The 22,974-nt window shown below is 68.5% G+C and carries 26 protein-coding genes; 15 read left to right on the top strand and 11 right to left on the bottom strand.

What is annotated here, in order from left to right; translation table 11 throughout:
* Position 1: 1 nt before the first annotated feature.
* A complete protein-coding gene (locus tag OHA61_RS22970) occupies positions 2–460 on the bottom strand; it encodes a hypothetical protein (RefSeq protein WP_406304623.1) in 459 nt (152 codons plus the stop codon).
* A 128-nt stretch (positions 461–588) separates the two neighbouring features.
* Complete coding sequence (gene rsmI / locus OHA61_RS22965) at positions 589–1,476, bottom strand: 16S rRNA (cytidine(1402)-2'-O)-methyltransferase (protein WP_406304622.1); 888 nt, start codon at positions 1,474–1,476, stop codon at positions 589–591.
* Between the two features lie 53 nt (positions 1,477–1,529).
* Between rsmI and OHA61_RS22960 the strand changes: the two genes are divergently transcribed.
* Together OHA61_RS22960 and OHA61_RS22955 are read left to right on the top strand one after the other, a co-directional pair.
* On the top strand, positions 1,530–3,251 hold the full coding sequence (locus OHA61_RS22960) for a dolichyl-phosphate-mannose--protein mannosyltransferase (RefSeq protein WP_406304621.1): 1,722 nt from the start codon (positions 1,530–1,532) through the stop codon (positions 3,249–3,251).
* Between the two features lie 328 nt (positions 3,252–3,579).
* On the top strand, positions 3,580–4,494 hold the full coding sequence (locus OHA61_RS22955; RefSeq protein ID WP_406304620.1) for a DUF4238 domain-containing protein: 915 nt from the start codon (positions 3,580–3,582) through the stop codon (positions 4,492–4,494).
* A gap of 56 nt (positions 4,495–4,550) precedes the next feature.
* Here OHA61_RS22955 and OHA61_RS22950 read toward each other — a convergent pair whose 3' ends face one another.
* Together OHA61_RS22950 and OHA61_RS22945 are read right to left on the bottom strand one after the other, a co-directional pair.
* On the bottom strand, positions 4,551–5,219 hold the full coding sequence (locus OHA61_RS22950) for a YdcF family protein (RefSeq protein WP_406304619.1): 669 nt from the start codon (positions 5,217–5,219) through the stop codon (positions 4,551–4,553).
* Positions 5,216–6,010, bottom strand: coding sequence for a GntR family transcriptional regulator (locus tag OHA61_RS22945; RefSeq protein ID WP_406304618.1), 795 nt, complete (start codon positions 6,008–6,010; stop codon positions 5,216–5,218). Before OHA61_RS22945 ends, OHA61_RS22950 begins: the two co-directional genes overlap by 4 nt.
* 453 nt (positions 6,011–6,463) lie before the next feature.
* Here OHA61_RS22945 and OHA61_RS22940 point away from each other — a divergent pair, with 453 nt between their 5' ends.
* The 11 genes from OHA61_RS22940 to OHA61_RS22890 all read left to right on the top strand — a co-directional run bounded on the left by OHA61_RS22940 (position 6,464) and on the right by OHA61_RS22890 (position 15,855).
* The gene (locus tag OHA61_RS22940) at positions 6,464–6,733 is read left to right on the top strand and encodes a DUF6284 family protein (protein ID WP_406304617.1); all 270 of its coding nucleotides are present in this window, start codon (positions 6,464–6,466) and stop codon (positions 6,731–6,733) included.
* A complete protein-coding gene (locus OHA61_RS22935) occupies positions 6,730–7,602 on the top strand; it encodes a DUF2637 domain-containing protein (protein ID WP_406304616.1) in 873 nt (290 codons plus the stop codon). Before OHA61_RS22940 ends, OHA61_RS22935 begins: the two co-directional genes overlap by 4 nt.
* Positions 7,602–7,988, top strand: coding sequence for an RRQRL motif-containing zinc-binding protein (locus tag OHA61_RS22930; RefSeq protein WP_406304615.1), 387 nt, complete (start codon positions 7,602–7,604; stop codon positions 7,986–7,988). Before OHA61_RS22935 ends, OHA61_RS22930 begins: the two co-directional genes overlap by 1 nt.
* 28 nt (positions 7,989–8,016) lie before the next feature.
* Complete coding sequence (locus tag OHA61_RS22925) at positions 8,017–8,256, top strand: hypothetical protein (RefSeq protein WP_406304614.1); 240 nt, start codon at positions 8,017–8,019, stop codon at positions 8,254–8,256.
* Positions 8,257–8,279: 23 nt separating this feature from the next.
* Positions 8,280–8,837 carry a hypothetical protein gene (locus tag OHA61_RS22920; protein ID WP_406304613.1) on the top strand — a complete coding sequence of 186 codons (558 nt, stop codon included), beginning with the start codon at positions 8,280–8,282 and terminating at the stop codon, positions 8,835–8,837.
* A 115-nt stretch (positions 8,838–8,952) separates the two neighbouring features.
* A complete protein-coding gene (locus OHA61_RS22915) occupies positions 8,953–11,073 on the top strand; it encodes an FtsK/SpoIIIE domain-containing protein (protein WP_406304612.1) in 2,121 nt (706 codons plus the stop codon).
* A gap of 204 nt (positions 11,074–11,277) precedes the next feature.
* Positions 11,278–11,736 carry a hypothetical protein gene (locus tag OHA61_RS22910; RefSeq protein WP_406304611.1) on the top strand — a complete coding sequence of 153 codons (459 nt, stop codon included), beginning with the start codon at positions 11,278–11,280 and terminating at the stop codon, positions 11,734–11,736.
* An 88-nt stretch (positions 11,737–11,824) separates the two neighbouring features.
* On the top strand, positions 11,825–12,736 hold the full coding sequence (locus tag OHA61_RS22905) for a bifunctional DNA primase/polymerase (protein WP_406304610.1): 912 nt from the start codon (positions 11,825–11,827) through the stop codon (positions 12,734–12,736).
* A 175-nt stretch (positions 12,737–12,911) separates the two neighbouring features.
* A complete protein-coding gene (locus tag OHA61_RS22900) occupies positions 12,912–14,102 on the top strand; it encodes a DUF3631 domain-containing protein (RefSeq protein ID WP_406304609.1) in 1,191 nt (396 codons plus the stop codon).
* 216 nt (positions 14,103–14,318) lie between these two features.
* Entirely contained in the window at positions 14,319–14,555 is a 237-nt protein-coding gene (locus OHA61_RS22895) for a helix-turn-helix domain-containing protein (protein WP_406304607.1), read from the top strand.
* A gap of 73 nt (positions 14,556–14,628) precedes the next feature.
* Complete coding sequence (locus OHA61_RS22890; protein ID WP_406304606.1) at positions 14,629–15,855, top strand: tyrosine-type recombinase/integrase; 1,227 nt, start codon at positions 14,629–14,631, stop codon at positions 15,853–15,855.
* On the opposite strand, the gene OHA61_RS22885 is transcribed toward OHA61_RS22890, so the two are convergent.
* Complete coding sequence (locus OHA61_RS22885) at positions 15,848–16,486, bottom strand: hypothetical protein (protein WP_406304605.1); 639 nt, start codon at positions 16,484–16,486, stop codon at positions 15,848–15,850. The genes OHA61_RS22890 and OHA61_RS22885 overlap by 8 nt on opposite strands.
* A 114-nt stretch (positions 16,487–16,600) precedes the next feature.
* Here OHA61_RS22885 and OHA61_RS22880 point away from each other — a divergent pair, with 114 nt between their 5' ends.
* Together OHA61_RS22880 and OHA61_RS22875 are read left to right on the top strand one after the other, a co-directional pair.
* Positions 16,601–16,750 carry a hypothetical protein gene (locus OHA61_RS22880; RefSeq protein ID WP_406307635.1) on the top strand — a complete coding sequence of 50 codons (150 nt, stop codon included), beginning with the start codon at positions 16,601–16,603 and terminating at the stop codon, positions 16,748–16,750.
* A gap of 193 nt (positions 16,751–16,943) precedes the next feature.
* Positions 16,944–17,669 (top strand): IPT/TIG domain-containing protein, encoded by a 726-nt coding sequence (locus OHA61_RS22875; RefSeq protein WP_406304604.1) that lies wholly within the window; start codon positions 16,944–16,946, stop codon positions 17,667–17,669.
* A gap of 101 nt (positions 17,670–17,770) precedes the next feature.
* Here OHA61_RS22875 and OHA61_RS22870 read toward each other — a convergent pair whose 3' ends face one another.
* From OHA61_RS22870 to OHA61_RS22845, 6 genes are all read right to left on the bottom strand, one after another.
* Positions 17,771–18,553 carry an ABC transporter permease gene (locus tag OHA61_RS22870; RefSeq protein WP_406304603.1) on the bottom strand — a complete coding sequence of 261 codons (783 nt, stop codon included), beginning with the start codon at positions 18,551–18,553 and terminating at the stop codon, positions 17,771–17,773.
* Positions 18,550–19,542, bottom strand: coding sequence for an ATP-binding cassette domain-containing protein (locus OHA61_RS22865; RefSeq protein WP_406304602.1), 993 nt, complete (start codon positions 19,540–19,542; stop codon positions 18,550–18,552). The genes OHA61_RS22870 and OHA61_RS22865 overlap by 4 nt, the downstream gene beginning before the upstream one ends.
* 81 nt (positions 19,543–19,623) lie before the next feature.
* On the bottom strand, positions 19,624–20,469 hold the full coding sequence (locus OHA61_RS22860) for a DUF4097 family beta strand repeat-containing protein (protein WP_406304601.1): 846 nt from the start codon (positions 20,467–20,469) through the stop codon (positions 19,624–19,626).
* 81 nt (positions 20,470–20,550) lie between these two features.
* A complete protein-coding gene (locus OHA61_RS22855; RefSeq protein ID WP_406304600.1) occupies positions 20,551–21,081 on the bottom strand; it encodes a hypothetical protein in 531 nt (176 codons plus the stop codon).
* Between the two features lie 208 nt (positions 21,082–21,289).
* Positions 21,290–22,225, bottom strand: a complete 936-nt coding sequence (locus OHA61_RS22850) for a Ku protein (protein WP_406304599.1) — start codon at positions 22,223–22,225, stop codon at positions 21,290–21,292.
* A 192-nt stretch (positions 22,226–22,417) separates the two neighbouring features.
* Positions 22,418–22,870 (bottom strand): iron chaperone, encoded by a 453-nt coding sequence (locus tag OHA61_RS22845; protein ID WP_406304598.1) that lies wholly within the window; start codon positions 22,868–22,870, stop codon positions 22,418–22,420.
* Positions 22,871–22,974: the final 104 nt, after the last annotated feature.

Genomic DNA, 22,974 nt, shown 5'->3' with positions numbered 1-22,974 from the left:
CTCACTTGCGGTGGAAGGGGTGCAGGAGATCGGAGAGATGCCAGTGATGGGGCTCGCCCGGCCCGGACTGCCCCGCCCCGGACGGCTCGGCGCCGGACTGCGCGGTCCCGGCCGGCTCGGCCTTCTCCGGCTTCCTGGGCTTCTTGGCCTTCTCGGGCTCTCCGTGCGGCGCACTCGGCAGAGGCCCGGAGATCGAGACGGACGACCCGATCAAGTTGTGCATCGACGAGACCTGTCCCGCCCGCATGATCCGTACGACATGCCCGCCGCAGTTCATGCAGGTCGGACTCGAGAGCGGAGACGGCACCCGCAGACCGTTGGCCTTGTAGACGACGTATTCCTGGCCCGCGCCGTCCATGTGATGCTCTATCTCGTATTCCTGCTCCCAGCCGTGCCCGCAGCGCATACAGGCGAAGGCGTATGCCTCGTGGACCCTGGGGGTGCCCGTGATCTCACTCATGCCAGCTCCTCTCCACCGATCCAGTGGACGCCTATTACGGCGGGAGCGCATCAACGCCTGTCGATTAATGGTGTGGTCTTTGGTATTCCCATGCAGTAAAGGTCAGGACGCGGTCTGCGCTTTGCCTTTTACGATAGTCCTTTACCGTCCGCGGGGACCGTTCGATCCGCGTTCTTTGCCGCCACCACGGCATCGAACACCTCCCGTTTGGGCAGTCCCGCTTCGGTCGCGACCGCTGCGATGGCCTCCTTGCGCCGCTCCCCCGCCTCCTCGCGCACCTGCACCCTGCGCACCAGCTCAGCGGGGTCGAGCTCGCCCGGACCCGCCGGTGGCGCTCCCTCGACGACGACGGTGATCTCGCCGCGTACGCCCTCGGCCGCCCAGGCCGCGAGCTCCCCGAGGCCGCCGCGCTTGACCTCCTCGTACGTCTTGGTCAGCTCGCGGCACACGGCTGCCCGGCGCTCGGCGCCGAATACGTCGGCCATCGCGGCGAGGGTGTCGTCGAGCCTGTGCGGGGCCTCGAAATAGACCAGGGTGCGCCGCTCGTCCGCGACCTCGCGCAGCCTGCCGAGCCGTTCGCCGGCCTTGCGCGGCAGAAAGCCCTCGAAGCAGAAACGGTCCACGGGCAGCCCCGACAGGGCGAGCGCGGTCAGCACGGCGGACGGTCCCGGTACGGCCGTCACCTTGATGTCCTTCTCGACCGCGGCGGCCACCAGCCGGTAGCCGGGGTCCGAGACGGACGGCATCCCGGCGTCGGTGACCAGCAGCACCCGGGCGCCGCCCGCGAGCGCTTCGACGAGCTCCGGCGTACGGGCGGACTCGTTGCCCTCGAAGTACGAAACGACCCGCCCCTTGGTGTGCACACCGAGCGCCTGGGTCAGCCTGCGCAGCCGCCTGGTGTCCTCGGCGGCGACGATGTCGGCGCCCTCCAGCTCGGCGGCGAGCCGGGGCGGCGCGTCCGCTACATCACCGATGGGGGTCCCTGCGAGTACCAGCGTTCCTGTCACATAGGCCATCCTCGCAGGACCGTACGCACGACTCGCACAGTCGCGTTCCCTACGATGGCGCGGTGACCAGTACCGCGCCACAGACCCTTCAGGGCAAGGACGCCGATCAGCAGCCCCCCGGCTGGCAGCAGCGGCTGCGCAGATTCGGCTACGCGCCCAGGCCGGTGATCGGGCTGCGCGAGCGCCTGGTGCCGCCGTACACCCGCCCCTCCGAGCGGCTGTGGCAGGTGTTCGCCGTCCGCCCGGGAGACGTGACGCGGCTGCTGCAGATCACCGCCTGGCTCGGCCCCCTGATGGTGGCCCTCTTCGCGGGCGTGCTGCGGTTCTGGAACCTGGGCAAGCCCGATGCCGTGATATTCGACGAGACGTACTACGCCAAGGACGCCTGGGCCCTGATCAACCAGGGATACGAGGGCAGTTGGCCCAAGGACATCGACAAGGCGATCCTGGCCGACCCGGACGCGGTGACGATCCCGGCGAACCCCGGCTATGTGGTGCATCCGCCGGTCGGCAAGTGGGTCATCGGCCTCGGCGAGAAGATCATCGACTTCACGCCCTTCGGCTGGCGGTTCATGGTCGCCGTGCTCGGCACGCTGTCGGTGCTGATGCTCTGCCGGATCGGCAGGCGCCTGTTCCGCTCGACGTTCCTGGGTTGCCTGGCCGGCACGCTGCTCGCCGTGGACGGGCTGCACTTCGTGATGAGCCGCACGGCGCTGCTCGACCTGGTGCTGATGTTCTTCGTGCTGGCGGCCTTCGGGTGTCTTGTCATCGACCGGGACTGGGCGCGCAGAAAGCTGGCGGCGGCGCTGCCGACGGACGAGGAGGGGATCCTGCGGCCGGACGCCACGGTCGCGGAGACCCTGCGCCTGGGCTGGCGCCCCTGGCGCCTGGCGGCGGGCCTGATGCTCGGCCTGGCCGCGGGCACCAAGTGGAACGGCCTGTACGTGATGGTCGCGTTCTGCCTGATGACCGTCCTGTGGGACGTGGGCGCACGCCGGACGGCGGGCGCGGTGCAGCCGTACAAGGCGGTGCTCAAGAAGGACGTCGTACCGGCCTTCGTCTCGACGGTGCCGGTCGCGATCGTCACGTACATCGCGACCTGGACCGGCTGGATCGTCACCGACAAGGGCTACTTCAGGGACTGGGCCCAGAAGGACGGGAGGGGCGGCAACTGGACGTGGCTGCCCGACTGGCTGCGCAGCCTGTGGCATTACGAGACCGAGGTCTACGAGTTCCACGTCAATCTGACCTCCGGCCACACCTACCAGTCCAACCCCTGGAGCTGGATCGTGCTGGGCCGCCCGGTCTCGTACTACTACGAGGACCCGAAGGCGGGCGCGCAGGGCTGCCCGGCGGACGCGGCGGACAAGTGCGCAGCTGAGGTCCTGGCGCTGGGCACACCGCTGTTGTGGTGGGCAGCCTGCTTCGCGATCTGCTACATCCTGTGGCGCTGGTTCTTCCGCCGCGACTGGCGCGCGGGCGCCATCGCCTGCGGGATCGCGGCGGGCTGGGTGCCCTGGTTCTTCTACCAGGAGCGCACGATCTTCCTGTTCTACGCGGTCGTGTTCGTGCCGTTCCTGTGCCTGGCGGTGGCGATGATGATCGGCGCGATGCTGGGCCCACCGGGCTCGGACGAACGCAGACGGGCGATCGGGGCGATCGGCGCGGGGGTGCTGGTGCTGCTGATCATCTGGAACTTCATCTACTTCTATCCGCTGTACACGGGGACGCCGATCCCGGTGGAGGACTGGCGCAACAGGATGTGGCTGGACAGCTGGGTCTAGCAGGAACGACGGCGGGGTCGGCGCCTGTGGGTGTCGGCTCCGCCTTAGTTGTTGGTGGTCGGCGACGGTCGTCCCGAGTGGCCGTCAGACGGCCCACAGACGGCCCAGGTCTGCCGGCGCGGACCGCCCGACTACCGGCGGCGAGCTTCCGCACATGCCATGCGTGTCCGCTGGGTGTGGCTACGTTCGGCCAGTCACGCCCTCCGACCAGTGTTGGGGGGCGCGCCCCCGACGAGGAGACGGTGGTCCAGCTCAGTCCTATTCGTTCATATTCTTGCAGGCCGATAAATGCTGTGCTTGGCACGGTGACCGTTGGCACTATTAGCTCATGAGTGAAGTTCAGCGTGTGTCGCGACAGCACTTGATTTCTCAGGTGCTACTCAAGCGGTTCACCCTGCCCGGAGCTAAGGGCAGCGGTTGGCAGCTCGTTCAGTTTGATCTTGAACACCCGGAGCGCCACCACAAGCTGAAGGGTCCACGCGAGTGTGGCTGGATCGAAGATTTCGTGCCGTACGATTCGGCCTCCGCTGAGGATCTGTGGCGACAGGTGGAGCAGCGGGCGCCGGAGGCGTTCGCTGCCGTAGACGCGGGAACGCCCTTTGACGACCCTGAACACGCTCAAATTCTGCGGGACCTCGTATCGCTGCACCTCGTGCGTTCTCACCGTTACCGTGACGTGTACCGTGATGCCTTCGTAAAGGCCCGCGAAAACGTGCGCCGGGGGCTGTTGCAGAATTACGGGGAACAGCTGCGCACAGTGGCTCTCCGTGAGACCGGACTCCACTTGGAAGGGGTGCAGGCTCTAGGCGTTTTCGCTGATCGGATGATCGAGAGCTCCGATCCCGCTCAGGACCACGACAGCGGAAAGATGTTTCGGGTCAGCATCGAGGAGATGTTTCAGAAGGTCCAGGATAAGGCGGCCAGCTGGCAGCTAGAGGTCCTCACGCCTCAGGAGGGGCAATTCCTCATCGGCGACAATCCCGCGATCACTCTCCACTGGGGCGAGACGGACGTGAAATACGGTATGGCCTTCGGGGATGCGCACACGGTTGTGTTGCCCCTGGGTCCGCGTCATCTGCTGGCCCTAGGTCCGCAGAACCGGTCTGTTCAGGTTCCCAAGGCCCTAGTGGACCAGCTCAATGCCGTGCAGGTTCTCGCGGCGAATAGGTACGTCTATTTGCGCCAGCGTAGTGGGTTGGAACCCTTTGTTAAGGCAGGCGTGGAAAGTCGTTCCAGGCGATGAAGCTAATTCGGGCGTAGGGTTTCTACTCAAGCCGCGGAGCTACGCACCCCCTTGGCTCAGCGACTCGCGTCTGTGCCGTGCAGCATGAGTCGACTCGTGAAGCCGCCTCGGCACAGCCTGTCGTAGGCCGCCGTCACGTCATCGGGCACTGTCTGACTGATCATGAATCCCTGGGCGGGATAGATCAGTAGACGCTGTAGAGCACCGACAAGCATGTCGATCACCAGGCGCGCATCCTGGATGGAGTCCACATACTCCTCAAGGGTCATCGGAGTTGAGGCGCTAACGATCTCGACCTCGGCCCATAGCTTGCGCGCCGTGGCGTATGCGCGCCGTTCCTCGTACGGCTTGCTGATCAGCAGTACAGACGAGACCTCGAGGCCAGCCGTCTCCAGGATCTCCCGAGAGAAGCGGATGTTCTCGCCGGTGTTGCGGGCGCGCGGCTCGACCAGCACCGCGTCGCCGGGAACGCCCAACTCCAGCGCGCGCTCGCGGTAGTGGACTGCCTCGCCGCGTGGCATGCGGTCCTGCGTCGTGCGGCTCGTGGCTCCCGTGAAGACGATGAGCGGCGCCAAGCCTCGCTTGTAGAGGTCCACCGTTGTGTCGGCGACGCCGAGGTCGTGGCTACCGAGGCCGATCGCGACCGAGCACGGCCGCAGCTGGTGGTGCATCTGGTGGTAGTCCCAGAGGAGCTGCGCATCCGCCCACGACTGCTCCGAGATCACTGCCCCGCCTCCTGATCCTGCACCGAGTCGGGCACCTTGAAGTCGTACTCCCACGCGAAGCGCGAGGCCGCGTGGAGTCCGATGGCGAACTCAACCACCGTGCCGTCGGCGGTGAACGTCGTGCGGTGCAGCTCGACGACCCATTCGCCGGGCGTCAGTTGAAGGAGCTTCGCCTCCTCTGCCGTGGGGACTCGGGCGAAGAGCTGTTCCTTCATGTGGTCGATCTCGTATCCCGCGTCGTACAGAACACGGAAGCCTCCACCGCGGCCGGCCGGACCGGGGCTTGGGTCGACGATGCGCGTCCCCTCGACGTGTTCGGGACGGTAGTAGCTGGTCAGGGTATGCGTCGGCTGGTCGCCCTCCTTCACCAGGCGGGCGCGTGCGTACACCTCGGCACCGGCTGGCAGGCCATGCGCCTCAGCGACAACCGGCGGGGCTTCGACGCGAGAGATCGTCTGCGTCTGCTCTCCGCGGCGATAGGCCCGGCCCGACGCCACGCGGTCCGCGATGAACGCCACCTCGTCACCGTCACGCCATTTCGCCTTGTCGTACCGCGCGATCCCCAGCCGCTTGAGCGGGGACTGCTGTCGTACGACCGTGCCGTGCCCGCGGGACGAGGTGACCAACCCTTCTCCCTCCAGCGCCTTGTAGGCCGCGTGGACCGTGGACTTTGAGCCCTCTCCAGCCTCGACGAGATCGCGGATATGCGGCAGTTGCTGGCCTGGCGCGTACTCGCCGTCCCTGATGCGTGCGGCCAGCTTGTCCGCCAGCTCTCGCCACTTCGGTGCCATGCACGACTCCTCTCAACCCGACCAGTGAAACACAGTCCCAGGACTGTTGACAGTCCTGGGACTGCGGGTGCATGGTCTCCATAGGCCGCTCGCAGTCCTAGGACAGCGGAGCGGACTCGCTCGGAGGGCCTTTTTTGTGCTGCTCCGAAACGCACAACAAAGGGGCCCCGGACAGAGGGGGCCGAGGGACCCGGATCCCTGGTCAACCGGAGGGCACAGACCGAAAGGTCACGTCTCTGCCTAAGACGGGAGCTCGTGTTCCCGAAGGAGACATCGCACTGCTCAACCCATTCGCTGCGCTCTGAGTGCTGCGGCCGGTTGCCTCCTCCGCCCGTCTCGTACGGGCGGGGCTGAGGGGAGCCGGAATCCCCTGGTTCTAACGGCAGGCGCCCCCGGAGCGGCTACTCCGGGGGCGCCGTTTTGGGCCGTTCCTGTCTGAGAGGAGCACGACCCATGAGGTACATCGGCACTGTTCAGGCGGTTGTTACCGCCTTTGAGAGCGACCGCGAGCCGACGACCTCGGAGCTGGACGCGATCGACCGCGAGATGCCCGTCATCACGGCGGACATCGAGCTGCTGGACGCGCAGATCATCACCCTCGACCGCATTCCGACCGAGGTGGACGAGCGCCGTATCCGCCGGGCCCGCCGTCGGGTGCTGGCCGCGCGGCGGGAGCTTGCGAACCGGTCCGCCGACACGGCCACGGCGGGGGGTGCGGCGTGAACCGGCGCGGTAAGGCGCTGCTGGTGCTGGCGCTGGTCGCCGTCGTCGGTATGGCCTTCCGGGTCTCCTGGAACGCTCTGCGCGACATCGCCAACGCAGTCGGCGCGGACCGCACCGCTGCCACGCTTTACCCAATCGTGGTCGACGGCCTGATGGCCCTGGCCCTGGTCGCCACCCTCGTGCTGGCCGGACGGGATCGGACGTTCGCCCTGCGGGTGCTGGGCACCTACACGCTCGCCTCGCTGGTCCTCAACTACGTCCACGGCTTAGTACCGGAGCTGCACGGCAGCACGGTCGAGTGGGGCCGACTGGCCGACTGGGACCCGGCGAACTGGGCGCTCGTGCTGCTGGCGACGTCGCTTCCGGTCGGGTCGATCTACTTCGGCTCGGACCTGGTGGCGAAGGTGCTGCACCACCGACCCGACACCGCCACAGACGCGGAGAAATCGACTCAGATCGAGGCAGAACGGTCTACCTCTGACCTGGGGAAGTCGACTCCGACACCGCTCGCGCCGGTCACCGAACTGCCCGCCGTCGGGGCAGCCGCCCCCGAGACAGCCGCCCGTGAGCGACTGCTCGAACAGCCTGGCCTGCCGACCGATCCGACCGATCCGGTCGGGCATGCGCCCCGTCGGTCGACTGGCCCCGTGCCGCAGTCGGCCCGCACCCCGCGGCCGAACCGCACGGCGGGCCAACTGCTCGATGAGGCCCGCACGGTCACGGCCGACTGGCCGGTTGAGGCGCTGACGGCTGAGGCGATCCGTAAGGCGGTCCGTACGTCGTCCGCCAACGGCCGCACGCTCCGCGATGCGCTCAAGACCGAGCGCGTCAGGCGCGAGTCGGAGCAGCCGGATGAGGTGGCGGCCTGATGTCGCCGACGTTCGGCAAGTGCTTCGATCCGAGCGGCGCCCGCTACGGGATCCCGACGTACCCATGGCGATACGCCCCGGAGGGCTACGCCACCCGCCGTCAGCTTCGGGCCCGAGGGTTACGGCCCGGCGGGCAGCCCGTCGCCGCGCAGGTCATGCGCCACTGCCGGGGCCGCAAGTCCGGGGCCCTGGTCGCCTACCTCTACCGCGTCGACCGCGCCAAGCCTGTGCGGCCGATGACCTCGCGGAAGTGGGGCGCACTCGCCCTGGCGATGCTCGCCCGCCGCACCTGCCCCAAGTGCCGCACCGACGCTGGGTACTGCATCCCGACCTCGCTCGGCATGTGCGTGACCTGCGCCTACCCCTCTGACCAGCGCGCCGCCTGAACACCCCATCCGATCAAGGAGATCCGCTGTGACCAGCCAGACCGCCACCACGTGGCCCGCCGACGTGCTGTACCGGTTCCTGACCATCGTGGGGGCCACCGTCGATGTCGTACCGCTGCCGATCACGGCCGCGCCGGACCGCCACGCGGCCGTCTGCCGAGGCTGCGACGCCCGGCACACCAACGCCATCGGCGTGAGCCACGACCTCATGGAATGGGCGCAGACCCACTGCGAGACCTGCCGCGCCCTGCCCCGCCCGACCATCTGACCTGCGGCGATGAAGGAGACGTAGTGAAACTCACCGTCAGCACACACAAGCTGTTCGGCTACGGCGGGACCCTGCGCACGGCCAAGCGCCTCGCAGAGCAGGCCGTCACGGTCGTGGACCGATCCGTACCCGGCCGCATGCCGGACGTTCAGATCACCCTCACCGCACCCCGGGGCATGGCTGAGCTGGCCACCGCCGCCGAGGTCGAGTTGACCGGCGGTGAGGTCGACAAGCGGATACAGGCCCGCGCACTGCGGGAGGCCAACCGGCACGCCCGCGACGCCGCCGCCCGCGCCATCCCGCTCGCAGGCGGCGACGTGCTGGTCCTGGTCAACGTCAACCACCATGCCAACCCCGCCGAGTTCGCCGTCACCCTCGTGCATGAGCTGGTCCACGCCATGCAGTTCAGCCGCAAGGGCGTGCGCGAGCGGATCGTGACCGACCTGCGCGACGCCCTCGGGGTCGAGAAGCAATCCCGCCGACAGGCCCGCGAACACCTGCGCCTGCTGGAGCAGGAGGAGCGCGAGGCGTACGGCGTCGAGTACCTCGCCAACCAGCTCGTTCCCGCCGCCGCTGCCTGAGCGGCACCCACAAGCGTGATCGCCGGGGTGGCCGCACCGGCCAAGGAAGCAGGCCACCCCGGCAACTCCCCATTCCCGCCCCCTGGCTCAGGGGGCAGTCAGGAGACTCCCCATCATGAGCGACAACGTCGTTCGCCTCTTCAAGGACCCGCCCAGCACCCCCGAGACGCCCGTTGCGCCCCCGGCGGCTGCTGTAGCAGCGCCCGCCGCCGAAACGCCGCCCGTGCCCCTCTGGGCGCGCTCCGCACGGGCCATCCGCACGATGGCCACCCACGAGAACACCACCACCGCGTGCCGCGCAGTAGCCCGCCACGGCCTCTACATCGTCGGCGGAACGCGGATCGTGGCCCGCCGCACCTGGGAGGGCCGCACCGCCTCCCGCTACGAACGCATGCTCCGCGCCGCCGAAGCAGCAGGCAACTACGAGGTCGCCGCGGAATGGGAGGAGCGCGGGCAGCGCTTCCGGCAGCAGCGTCACCAGCGCCGCATGGACCTGCTCACCGCACCCTTGGACGCCGCCAAGGGCGTTGCGGCCGGTGCCGGGATGGGCGCCGGTGTCCTGCTCCTGCTCGGCATCGCCCTGGCCGTCGCCAACAAGAACTTCGCCGACGTCGCCGCCCCGACGATGGCCGTGATCCAGCTCATTACGTGGATCGTGTTCATCATCTCCGTGACCTGGGGACCGCTGGTCACCATCGGCCCGTGGGCTGCACTGATCGGGCTGTGGGCAGTGGGCAGGCACCAGCAGGCAGCACCCCAGTGGGCGCTCCCGGTTCGCGACCGCGACACCGACGGCGAACCCATCACCCCCTCGATCGTCGTGCTCGCGCTGCGCAACCTCGGCATCGCCCCACTCCGCAACGCCATCAAGGACATGGGCGACGCTGGCGCGAGCATGCTCGGCCCGATCCGGATCGCCGGATGCGGTGTCGAAGTCGACGTCACCCTGCCCTCGGGCGTCTCGACGGACGAGGTGCAAAAGCGCCGGCGCAAGCTCGCCGAGAACCTTGCCCGGCACGAACACGAGGTGTTCATCACGATCCCCGAGGCAGCCCGCACAGTCCGCCTGTGGGTCGCCGACAGCGGCGCTCTGGACGAGCCGATCGGCCCGTCCCCGCTGACCACAGACGAGACACTGCGCGCCAACTACAAGACCGGACGCGCCCCGTGGGGCCAGGACCTGCGCGGCGACGCCGCCGCGATCAGCCTGTATCAGCGCCACCTGCTCATCACGGGTCTGTCCAACCAGGGCAAGACCGCAGCACTGCGGGCCCTGGCGCTGTGGCTGGCGCTGGACCGCACGGTCCAGTTCCGCATCGCTGACCTCAAGGGCGCAGGGGACTGGGCCATGTTCCTCGGTCTGGCCACCGTGCTCATCCAGGGCCCGACCGATGACCACGTCATCCAGGCAACCGAGATGCTGGAAGGTCTCGTTGCCGAGATGGAGCGCCGTCTCCAGGCACCGCCCGGCACCGTGTTCCCGCCGCTGGTCGGCATCGTGGACGAAGCGCAGGTGGCGTTCATGTGCCCGCTCAAGGACGAGGACAAGCGGCTGTATGGCGGGTCCAAGGCCACCTCTCGGTACTTCATGGCCGCCCGGAAGATCCACAACCAGGGCCGCGCGGTCAACGTGACGCTGTGGCAGGGCACCCAGGACCCGACCGACCAGAACCTTCCCAAGCTCGTGCGCGAGGGCGCCCACACCCGTGCATCCCTCGCACTCGGCACCGAGTCCCAGGCCCGCATGGCGCTCGGGGACAAGGCCGTCGACGGCGGTGCCGCCCCGAACCTGCTGCGCCCCGGACTCGACAAGGGAACGGTCGTCGTGGCCAGCGACGGTATCGACATCCCGGCCGGACAGGCGTCCATCACGGTGCGCACTCACTACATCGACACCGAGACGGCCGCGCAGATCACCGCGCGGGCGCGGGCCCTGCGCGACGGCGTGACCACCCTCCAGTTCATCGAGCGCGGGGAGGAGCGGGACCCGCTCGCGGACATCGCCACCGTCATCGGCGACGCCCCGCGACTGGTCACGCAAGACGTACTTCAGCGCCTGCGCGCCCTGAACGAGGACGCCTACGGCGGGTGGACGTTCGCTGACCTGAAGCGGGTCCTGGACGGCACTGGTGCCGAGCCGTACAAGTCGGACGGGCGCATGGTCGTCGGCCGTGACCGCGTGGCGCGCGCTCTCGCCAACCGGCCCGAGGCGGATTCCACTTCTGCCGCTCACTGAGAGGGAACCGCATCCCGGCGGGCCAGGGAGACAGGGAGAACTCCCTGAACCCCTCCCTGGCTCGCCTCCCTCACCCTGACCTGCACCAATGATCTCTCAGGGATGCAGGGAAGCGCCCAGCTCAGCACCCCCTGAGGGCCGCTCCACGCGCTCACCCAAGGGGGTGTCTCAGCCTCCCTGACCCGCCCCGAGAAGGGATTCCGGATGTATCCCGAGAACCTCGGCCACCTGCCCGCCGAGCAGGCCGTGACCGTCCACCAGCCCACTCCCATGACGCCCATCCCGACGGCGCCGCTCGTGCCAGTGCAGCCGGGCACCATCCCGGCCGTGGCAAGCATCGTCCTGCCCGACGGACGAGTCGTCACCGGCTACGCCATCGAGCCCGGCAAGCCCGAACCCGTCGCCGCCAAACCGCTCGCCTCCCGCACGGCGGTCAACATCGCCCTCGGCGGGATCGGGTTCGGCGCCATCTGCGGCGGGCTTCTCCTGCTCACCACATTCATCGCCGCACTCGCGGCGCTCATCCAGCAACTCATCATCCTGGCAGCCGTCATCTTCGGCGGCTGGATCGCCGTGCAGGTCCTCAACGCTAGCGGCCACAGCGGCGGGACCACGGTCAACATCCGCAAGGCCGTGATCAAGCGCAACCACTTCCACCACTAACTACGCCAAGGGCGACCCCCTCTCACGCCAATGAACCGGGGCCGCCCTTGCCAGCCAGTGCCCAACTCAGGAACTGGAGATATCCAGCATGACCCAACCCATCGACAAGACGCGAGCGTCGTTACTGGACGCTGCCCTGAGGGCCGGAGAGCGAGGCTGGCATGTCTTCCCCCTCCGCCCCGGCACCAAGCGCCCAGCTCTGCACGGGGAGGCATCCTGCCCGGGCACCGGAGCGTGCGAGGCAGGACACCGAAAGTGGGAGCAACGGGCCACGACCGACCCGGACCGCATCCGCGCCACCTGGTCGCGCGGCCCGTTCAACGTCGGCATTGCCACCGGCCCGTCCGGGCTGCTGGTCGTCGACCTCGACATGCCCAAGCCCAACAGCAGTGCGGACACGCCTTGCGGCGTGGCGACCTTTAAGGCGCTCTGCGAGCGCACCGGCAACGCCGTCCCCGACACCTGCCGGACGCGGACTGCGAGCGGCGGACAGCACCTCTACTTCACCGCACCGTCAGGTGTGCAGCTGGCCAACACGGCAGGCACGATCGCACCGTTGGTCGACACCCGCGCGTGGGGCGGCTACGTCGTCGCGGCGGGCAGTATCACCCCCGCCGGGGCGTATGAGGCCGCCGACGGCTCTGTAGCTGCCCCGCTGCCCGCGTGGCTGCTGCGGCTGCTCCTACCGGCGCCCGCACGGCCTGCCGTACCGCTCAGGCTCCCGGCGGTCAGCGGCGACCGTGCGGCACTGGCCGCGCTGGAGCAGGAATGCGCTGTGCTCTCTGCGGCCCCGGACAAGCAGCGCAACATCACCCTCAACCGGTGCGCCTTCAAGGTGGGTCGCTTCGTCGCATGGGGCGACATCCCCCGGCACGTGGTGGAGGAGGCTTTCCAAGCGGCTGGGGAGGCGCAGGGACTCACCGCTGCCGAGTGCCGCGCCACGATCCGCAGCGCCCTGGACGGCTCCATCCGCAAAGCCCGCCCCCGGGATGCGGCATGAGCACCCAACCCCATCCCCCCTTGGAAGGCCACACCCGCGCGAACGGGCCGCACACCGCCCAACAGGCCCGCGCCGAGCTGGCGTTGGGCGCCCCGAAGGGCGTCGCCAAAGGCGTCCGAAGTGCTGTTCGTCCTGACCCGCAGATCCGCACCCACCAGGAAGGGAGGGCCGCAGCATGACCGCACAGACAAGCGCCCCAGCCACCATCGACGGGGCCGCCCTGCTCGATGAAGTCGAAGGCTTCCACCGCCGGTTCAACGTCTTCCCCACCGAGGCCGCCTACGTCGCCGTCGCGCTGTGGGACGCGCACGCGCATCTGCTCGACTGCTTCGACTCCACCCCCCGTGTCGCGTTCCTGTCCCCCGAGCCGGGGTCCGGGAAGTCCCGCGCGCTGGAAGTGGTCGAAACGCTCGTGCCGCGCCCCATGCTCGCGGTGAACGCCCGGGCAGCCGCCCTGTTCCGGTCCGTCTCCGACCCTGCCGGACGCCCCACGATCCTCTTCGACGAGATCGACACCGTGTTCGGCCCCAAGGCCGGAGACAACGAGGAACTGCGCGGCTTTCTCAACGCCGGACACCGCCGCTCCGGGGTCACCTACCGGTGCATCGGCGACGGCGGCAACCAGACCGTGCAGGAATTCCCCTCCTACACCGCCGTGGCCGTCGCCGGACTCGGCTCGCTGCCCGACACGATCCTGACCCGCTCCGTCATCATCCGCATGCGACGGCGGGCCAGGAACGAGAAGGTCGAACCCTTCCGTGCGCGCCTGCACGAACAGCAGGGCAACGCCTTGCGCGACCGGCTCGCCGCATGGGCCGAACAGATCCGAGAGCGGGTCATGGGGGCGTGGCCGGAGATGCCCGATGGCGTCACCGACCGGCCCGCCGACGTGTGGGAACCTCTCCTCGCTGTCGCGGACGCGGTCGGTGGGGAGTGGCCCCGGCGGGCGCGTGAAGCCTGCGTAATCCTGGTGAAAGCGGCTCAGGCCAACGACAAGGGCAGCTTGGGTGTGCGGCTGCTGGCCGACCTGCGCGATCACGTCATGGTGGGCATCGACCGCCTGCCGACCGTCGCCGTTCTGGACCGCCTCAACGCCCTGGACGACGCGCCATGGGCGGACCTGCACGGCAAGCCGCTCGACTCCCGCCGTCTGTCGCGGATGCTCGGGGAGTACGTCACCGCCGACGGGGAGCCCATCGCCTCCCGCAACATCCGTACGGCCGGTGGAGTCCTCAAGGGCTACTACAGCACCGACCTCTACGACGCCTGGCAGCGCTACTGCGCACCCCCTCCGGAGGGCTTGCCTGGAAGTCCGCTACATGCGCTCCAGCCGCTACTGCCCAGCTCAGAGGGCACGGCCGCGTAGCGGAAATCACCGATGTAGCGGCTACACACGCGCCCGACCCGGGTCCGGCACGCCCTGCGCGAGCCGGACCGGAACGCGCCGTAGCCGCTACACCCGAACATCCCGCTACACAAAACCCGCTGCTGACCTGCGACGTAGCGGCGAAGCGGATGTAGCGGACCTGAGAGAAGGGGCCACAGCCCCGCCCTCGAAGCAGTACCGAGCCGAGGAGTCACGGTGACCACCAACCGAGCCACTGCGTCCGACCCTCGCGCAACGCTGCGCGCCGGACTGCCTGACCGGTACCTCACCCCTGAAGATCTCGCGGACATGTTCCGCTTGCCGAGCGTGGAAACCGTCTACGCCTGGCGCAAGAAGCGGATCGGCCCGCCCGGATTCCGTGTCGGCAAGCACCTGCGCTACGACCCTGCCGCAGTTCGCGCATGGGTCGAAGCAAAGAAGAACGCCGCCTAACCCAACTTCCCAGCCGCAGGGGCACGGCCCGAACGGGCCGTGCCCCTGCACCGTCATGCCCAAGGAGCCCACAGTGGCAGGCCACATCCAAGACCGCTGGTACAAGAGCGAGCCCGGCCCAGACGGCAAAGCCCGCAGGGTAAAGTCCGATCGCCACGGCACCGGAATGCGCTACCGCGCCCGCTACGTCGGCCCGGACGGCACCGAGAAGAGCAAGTCATTCCCAGACCGTCAGAAGCGGCTCGCAGAGCAATGGCTCACGGAGACTGCTGCCGACATGTCGCGCGGGCAGTACATCGATCCTCGCGCTGCACGCATCACGTTCCAGCAGTTCGCCGAGAAGTGGGTGGCGACGCACACGACCGAGATCAACAGCCGTGAAGCGGCTGAGCGTCGATTGAGGCTGCACGCCTACCCCTACATCGGGACGCGTCCGCTCGCGTCGTTCCAGCCGGGGCACATCCGCACGTGGCTCGGAGAGCTGGAGACCAAAGTCCCGGCGTCCTCGCATCGGCGCATCATCTTCGGAACTGTCTCCGCCGCGCTCAGTGCGGCGGTTGATGACGCTCTGCTGGCCAAGAATCCGTGTCTTGCGCGGTCGGTGCAGACCCCGAAGGCGACCCCGCCCCGAGTCGTTCCCTGGACGTCAAAGCAGGTGTTCGCCGTACGTGCTGCTCTGCCCCAGCATCTGCGCGCCACCGTCGATGCCGCCGGAGGATGCGGGCTCCGCCAAGGCGAGGTGTTCGGCCTTTCCGATGACGAGCTGGACTATGCCGGCGGATGGGTCGCAGTGCGGCACCAGCTAAAGCGGATTCGGGGAACGTTCGTCTTCGCACCGCCGAAGGGCGGCAAGGTACGGGATGTTCCACTCCCGCAGGCCGTGGCAGACGCTCTCAGCGCGCACTCGAAGGCGCACCCTCCGATCAAGGTCACGCTTCCCTGGCGCACGCCGGACGGTCCACCGGTCACCAAGTCGCTTCTCTTCAGCGGCCGTACTGAGGACTTCGTGCGGGTGAGCTACTTCGATGACTTTATGTGGAAGCCCGCCCTTGCGGCGGCAGGCATCATCCCCGAGCCCGAGCAGGGCGCACGGTACACGGCAGCGCGGGAGCACGGAATGCACGCGCTGCGGCACTTCTACGCGTCGGTGCTGCTGGACGCAGGCGAGAACATCCGAGCCCTCAGTCAGTACCTCGGTCACGCCGATCCGGGGTTCACCCTGCGGACGTACACGCACCTGATGCCCAGTAGTGAGGGTCGAACTCGGAAGGCCGTGGAAAATCTATACGACTCTAAATGACTTCAAGCCAAGCTAGGAGCGCGGCAATCGGGAGCATAATCGCCGGAACCCACCAGGTCTGACGTAGGGCCCTCAAGTACAGCCTTAGAAAGTTCGAATTGGCACCTGGGTTCTCCAACACTGTGACGTCAATCAGCTGCTGCTGAAATTCGTAGTCGGGCACTCCATCGATGAGCGAGTGGTAGATGACCGTCTCGCCCCGGCCGAGTCGGCCTGGGCCGATCAAGAGCTCGGCGCCGTCGGCTGTTGCTGGCGGCGGGGCGGAGGTGGAGGGGTAGACCTCCGTACCAAGGAGCTTAAGAATCGGCGTGCCGAATCTAAACCGGATGGGTTCGGCTCTGTCGAAGTGAGTGCTGCCGATATCGCGGCGGCTAGTGTTCGCCAGGCTCACCCGCACCACACGTGGGTCCATCAGCGGCGCGCCGTTGAGTCGAATCTCCAGCTCACCGTTCAAGCGCTGACGGGATCGCAGCAGAGCAGTGTCGCTCCATGCATAAGTCAGCTGGCGCTTCGGGTTGCTGGCACGCAGCGTGGCCCACATCGCACCGGCTCCTGCGCACATTGCAACGATGACGGCCGTGGCGGCCCAGAAGGTGCCCGACGTGTAGAAGGGACCTGCGGCAAGAAGCATGCCGTTGATCCAACCAGGTGATCATGCCAACAGGCGAGACCGCGATCCATAGATAGGGAAGCCTGTCGGCGTCCCCAAGGCATGATCACGGCCCCGAGACGGCCCAGTAGCAACTTGACGGCCGCGACCGACCGAGAAGCCACTGGTCAGGGCTACGGCCACACCAAGAGGCGAGACTTCATCTACTTCTATCCGCTGTACACGGGGACGCCGATCCCGGTGGAGGACTGGCGGAACAGGATGTGGCTGGACAGCTGGGTCTAGCAGGGGCAACGGCGGGCGCGGCACAGGTTGGTGCGGCGCCCGTCGTGGGTCGACCCAGGGCCAACTGATCCCCCATAAGGGTGAAAAGTGCTGATCTGACGTTCATATCCACGGGAAGTGCTGCATCACCGTCCCGAGTACGCGTGTTCCAGCGGCGTACCGGCCGTATGCAGGACAGACACGGAGGAAGAACATGCCGATCACTCAGAACCAGGGTTCCACTGCGGGGGGCGAGGCAGTGACCGTGACCGGCACCGACCTCGGCGGTGCCACGGCGGTGAACTTCGGAACGCAGCCGGCCACCATCACCGGCAACACGGCCGGCTCGGTCTCCGTCATCACGCCGGCGGGAGCCGGCATGACGGGGGTCACGGTCGTCACCCCCGGCGGCGTCGGCGGTCCGGAGCCCTTCTTCTATCTCCCGCCGCCGGTGATCCTTTCCGTGTCGCCGGGCTCGGGGCCGGTGGCAGGCGGCAGCACCATCACCATCTCCGGGCGGAGCTTGGCCTCGGCGACTTCCGTGCAGTTCGGTGGGTCGACAGTCTCCCCGACGGTGGTGTCCGACCAGGAACTGACGGTCGTCTCGCCGGCCGGTGCGGCCGGCGAGGTGGCGTTGGCCGTGGTCACGCTAGGGGGTACGGCAAGCACCGCGTTCAGCTTCGTCGACCCGCCGACCGCGACCGGGTTCAGCCCGCTGACCGGGCTGCCGGCCGGCGGCACCCTGGTCGGCATAACAGGAACGAACCTGCTGACCACCACCGAGGTGACCTTCGGCGCCGTCCCGGCCACCTTCGCCGTGCTCTCCGACACCCAGATCGCGGCCACGGCGCCGGCCCATGCGTCAGGGACAGTCACTATCACCGTCACCACCACCGGTGGCAGCGACGCGGCGCCCGGGACCTTCCTGTACCTGTTGTGACCGCTCCGCCGTCCCACCACCAGGCAGAGCCCGGTATCGCAAGGGCGGGGTGCTCACTCCCTGCCGGTGAGTGAGCACCCCGCCCTTGTGTGTTCCGCTGCTCAGCGCGTGGTGCCGCCGTTGAAGAGCGACCGCGACCAGACGTAGCCGACCAGGGCGATACCGGCACACCAAGCGAGCGAGATCCAGCCGGCGTTGCCGATCTCCGACCCGGAGAGCAGGCCGCGCAGTGTCTCGGTCATCGGCGTGAACGGCTGGTACTCGGCGAACCACCGCAGGCCCGGCGACATCGACTCGGCCGGCACGAACGCCGAGCCGAGGAACGGCAGGAACTGGACGAGCAGTGGCTTGTTGCTCGCCGACTCGACGGTCTTGGAGATCAGGCCGAGCGCCGTGGACAGCCAAGTCACCGCGAAGGCGATGGCGACGAGGAGGCCGGCCGCGGCCAGCCACTCCAGCGGGGTCGCCCCGGACCGGAAGCCGACGGCGAGCGCGACGCCGACGACCAGCACGGCGCTCACCATCGTCTGGATGACGCTGCCGATGACATGCCCCGTCATGAACGACGAGCGCGTGATGTTCATGGTGCGGAAGCGGTTGATGATGCCCTCGGTCATGTCGGAGCAGACCGCGATCGAGGTCGACATCGAGCCCGCGGCCACCCCCATGATGATGATGCCGGGCGTCAGATAGTTCAGATACGCGTCCCGGCCGCCGCCCATCCCGGCGCCGATCGAGTCGCCGAAGGCGTACACGAACAGCAGCAGCATCAGGATCGGCGTCATGGCGCTGCCGAATCCCACGGACGGATAGCGGATCGCGTGCTTCAGATTCCGCCGCAGCATCGTCATCGAGTCGTGCACGGCGTAGGTGAGGGCGCTCATCGCAGGGTCTCCTTCACGCGGAGGGGGGTGGCGGCGGTGCCTTCGCCGGTCAGGGCGAGGAACACGTCGTCGAGGTCGGGGGTGTGCACGGAGAAGTCGGCGGCGCGGATACCGCCGGCGTCGAGCCGGTCGAGCAGGGCGCGCAGTGCGTCGAGCCCGCCGTCGCCCGCCACGCGCAGGGCGAGTTCCTCGTCGTCGCGGGCCGCGCCGGGGAAGGCGGCGGCGGCGCGCTCGTACTCGTCGGGGTCGGTGAACCGCAGGCGTACATGGCTGCCGGGGATCTGCGCCTTGAGCTCGTCGGCGGTGCCCTCCGCGACGATCCGCCCGCCGTCGAGCACGGCGATCCGGTCCGCCAACTGGTCGGCCTCCTCCAGGTATTGCGTGGTGAGGAAGACGGTGACGCCGCCGGCGACCAGGGAACGCACGGTCTCCCACATGGTGCGGCGGCTGCGCGGGTCCAGCCCGGTCGTCGGCTCGTCGAGGAAGATCACCTGCGGGTCGCCGACCAGCGTCATGGCGAGGTCGAGCCGGCGCCGCATACCTCCGGAGAAGAACGCGGCGCGCTTGTGCGCGACGTCCGCGATCTCGAACCGCTCCAGCAACTCCTTGGCTCGCTTGCGTCCTTCACGCTTGCCGAGGCGCAGCAGGTCGGCCATGAGGAGCAGGTTCTCCTCGGCGGTGAGCAGGTCGTCGAGCGCTGCGAACTGCCCGGTGACGCCGATCGCGGCGCGCACGCCGTCCGGCGCTGTGGCGACGTCGTGGCCCGCGACCTGGGCATGCCCGCTGTCGGCGGAGATGAGCGTGGACAGGATCTGCACGGTGGTGGTCTTGCCGGCGCCGTTCGGCCCCAGCAGCGCGAACACGGTGCCGGACGGGATCCGCAGATCGATGCCGTCGAGGACGGTCTTGTCGCCGTACGACTTGCGCAGATCGGCTGTGGAGACGGCGGCGGGCGGCTGCTGGCCGTCGGGCTGCCTAGGCATGGGCATGACAGAAGAAGGCACGGGGCCCTCCCATTCGAAGGTGTGGTGAGCGGTGAAGTGGCCTTGGCTGTAAGGAGATGGGGCGGGTCAGGCCCGGGCGCGGCGGATGTCGATGTTGCCGAAGCGGGTACGGGCCCTGACCTCGACCGTGTCCTCGGTCTTCTCGGGACCCTCGGACGCGGTGAGCGCGTTGTGCACCTGGCCGGAGCCCGAGCTGACGTCCAGCCAGGCGGCCGCGCCCTCGCGGATGCCGACCTCGATGGCGCCGTACGAGGTCTCCAGCTGGACGGTGCCGCGGGCGACGTCGGCGACGCGCAGGGTGCCGTGCGCGGTGGTGGCGGCGACCGAGCCCTCGGCGCGTTCGATGAAGATGTCGCCGTTGGCGCCACTCACCCGCAGATCGCCCAGGGCGTCGCCGACGGTCGTGGTGCCGTGCGAGTTCTTCAGGACGGCGGCGCCGTCGACGGCACCGACGCGCAGGCTGCCGGAGCTGGTGGTGATCTCGGCGGGACCCTCGACGCGGTCCACGGTGATGCTCCCGTGGGACGCGGTCAGGTACAGCGGACCGGTGGTGTCGAGGCGGACGTCGCCCGACGAGGTCTTCACACGGACCTCGCCGAGCCGGCCCTCGCCGTGCACCTGGGCCCAGGCGCCGGTCATCTCCACCTGCGAGCCCGTGGGCAGTTCGACCGTCACGTCGACGGTGCCGGTGCGCCCGATGAGATGGCGCTGCTTGGGCGTCCTGATGGTCAACTGGCCGCTCGCGTACGTGACCTCGGTCTGCTCGGCCGCCCGCACGTCCTGGTCCTTCTTCGGGTCGCGGGGCTGCACCTCGACGAGGGTGTCGAGCCGGTCGGCGGCGATGAACCAGATGGATCCGGCTTCCACGTGAGCGGTGGCCGAGATGGTTGCGGGAGTGTCGAAAGAAGGCATGGCTGTCCCGTCCTCGTGGGTCTTGGTGGCGTCCCTGCTGGTGGGACGTGGTGTGGGTGAAGTGGGGTGGGCGGGGCGCGGCTAGCGCACCCAGCCCGTGAAGCTCTGTCCGACGGTGCGGGTGGTGCGGGTCTTCTCCGTCGTACGTGACTGAGTTCCGCCGTCGACCGCGGCCGACACGGCGCGTACCAGCCACGCGTTGACCGACAGGCCCTCGCGGCTCGCGGCCTCCTCGGCGCGCGCCTTGAGGTGGGCGGGCAGGCGCAGATTGACGCGGGCGGTGCCGCCGTCGTCGCCTTCGGCGAGTGCCGGGGCAGGTGCCTTGAGCGGCTCGGCGGGCCCGCTGTTGTCCTCGTACGCCTCGTCGCCCGCCGGCCGTGTCACCACGAAGTCGGGGTCGAGCCCGCGCAGCCGTACGTCGACCGATCCGGGTGCGAGTTCACGGGTGATCTCGTCCATCGCGGCGGAGAGCACATTGAGCATCGTCAGGCGGGTCGCCGACTCCAGGGGAGCGGTGAGCCGCTCGGCGAGCTCGCGGGCTTCTTCGCCGCCGGCTTCGGCGGCCACCGCGAGTTCGCGGCGGAGGTTGTCGACATACGGCGTGAGGTCCATGACGCCATAGTGGCACCACCATGGCACCATGCGCAAGCCTTCAAGGGGAGAAGCCGTGAGCAAGCGCCAATCCAACCGCTCTGACCTGCGAAAATGTTCTGACATCAAGTTGCGTCAATGCGGCGCCACGTGGAGTCTGGGCCTATCTGGCACCTCGAGTGGCACCACGTGATGCCACTCGGGCCGTCACAAGATCCGCCGGACAGACCTACGCGCTCTTCGGCTTCCGGCCGGTGGCCTTCTTCGCGGCCGCCTTCTTGGTCGTGGTCTTCTTGGCTGCCGCCGTGGTCTTCTTGGCCGCGGCCGTCTTCTTCGCCGCTCGTTTCTTCGGCATGTCGTGCACGGTGGCGTGCTCGTCGCTCTCGCCCCGCGATTGTTTCGCCGCCTGTACGGAGGCGTTCAGCGCGGCCATCAGGTCCACGACCTGGCCTGCCGGCTCCGGCTCGCCTTCCGGCTTGGGCGGCTGCTTCCCGGCGGCCTTCGCGGCGATGACCTCTTCGAGGGCTTCGCGGTAGCGGTCGGTGTACCCGGAGATGTCGTCGGTCGCCATCGTCTCCATCAGCTGGATCGCGGCGTCGATCTCGGAGTCGTCCAGGTCGACCGTCTTCGGCGTCAGCTCTGCGGGGTCGCGGATCTCGTCGGGCCAGCGCATCGCGTGCAGGACGAGCGCGTTCTCCTTGACCCGCAGCAGGCCGAGGCGCTCCCGGTTGTGCCAGGCGAACTTGGCGATGGCGACCTTCGCACTGCGTTCCAGGGCCCGGCGCAGCAGCACGTAGGGCTTGGCGGCGACAGCCCCGTCCGCGGCCAGGTAGTACGAGTCGCCGATGCGCACCGGGTCGATGCTCTCGGCGGGCACGAACGCCACGATCTCGATCGCCTTGGCCGTCGGCAGCGGCATGCTGTCCAGGTCCTCATCGGTGATCTCGACGATGGTGTCCTTCGCGACCTCGTACCCCCTGCCGATCTCGTCGCCGCGCAGCCGCTTGCCGTCGATCTCGCACACCTTGCGGGTACGGATCCGGCCGCCGTCCTCCAGGTGGAACTGGTGGAAGCTGATGGAGCGGTTCTCGGTGGCGGGCAGCACCTTGATGGGGATCGTGACCAGGCCAAACGAGATGGCGCCGCTCCATACGGGCCTCGGCATGAGCGACCTCCTCCAGAACCGGAACCCCAGCCTAAGACGCCTCAGAAGCATCAGCACGCGCAGACGTAGCCGGAGGCCCGGCGGCCGATGAGGCTGGAGCTCCGGGGCGCCCCGCTGCTGCCCGCCTCAGGCGGAGGGCTCCACGGACCGGAGCACATGCCGCAGGCCAAGCCCGTCCCCCGGGCACGCGCCTCAGCTCACCGCCTGCTTCACGAGCGCACCGATCCGCGCCTCCACCTCGGCCGTCAGCTCGGTCAGGGCGAAAGCGACCGCCCACATCGTGCCCTCGTCCAGCTTCGCCTGGTCGCTGAACCCGAGCGTCGCGTAGCGCGACTTGAACTTCTCCGCGCTCTGGAAGAAGCAGACGACCTTGCCGTCCAGCGCGTAGGCGGGCATCCCGTACCAGAGCTTCGGCGCGAGGACAGGAGCGCCGGCTGTGACGACGGCATGGACGCGCTCGGCCATGATCCGGTCCGAGTCCTGCATCTCGGCGATCTTCGCGAGCACGTCCCGCTCCGCCTCCGCCGCCTTGTCCGCGCGCGAGCTGCGGCGCGCTTCCTTCTTCAGCTCCTGGGCGTGGTCCTTCATCGCGGCCCGCTCCTCGGCCGTGAATCCCTCGTGCTTACCGCTTCCCGTGCCGCTCATGACAGATCTCCCCCTTGAGGATCTTGATGTGCGGACCTTGAGAGGGGACCTTATTCCCGCACACTGACATCGGGGCTCACCATCCCTGCGGCAGCTCGACGACA

Origin of the sequence: Streptomyces sp. NBC_00885, from assembly GCF_045207475.1 — a bacterium.
Lineage (GTDB): Bacteria > Actinomycetota > Actinomycetes > Streptomycetales > Streptomycetaceae > Streptomyces.
Note: the sequence above shows the minus strand (reverse complement) of the source record. Positions and strands in the feature narration are given on the sequence as shown.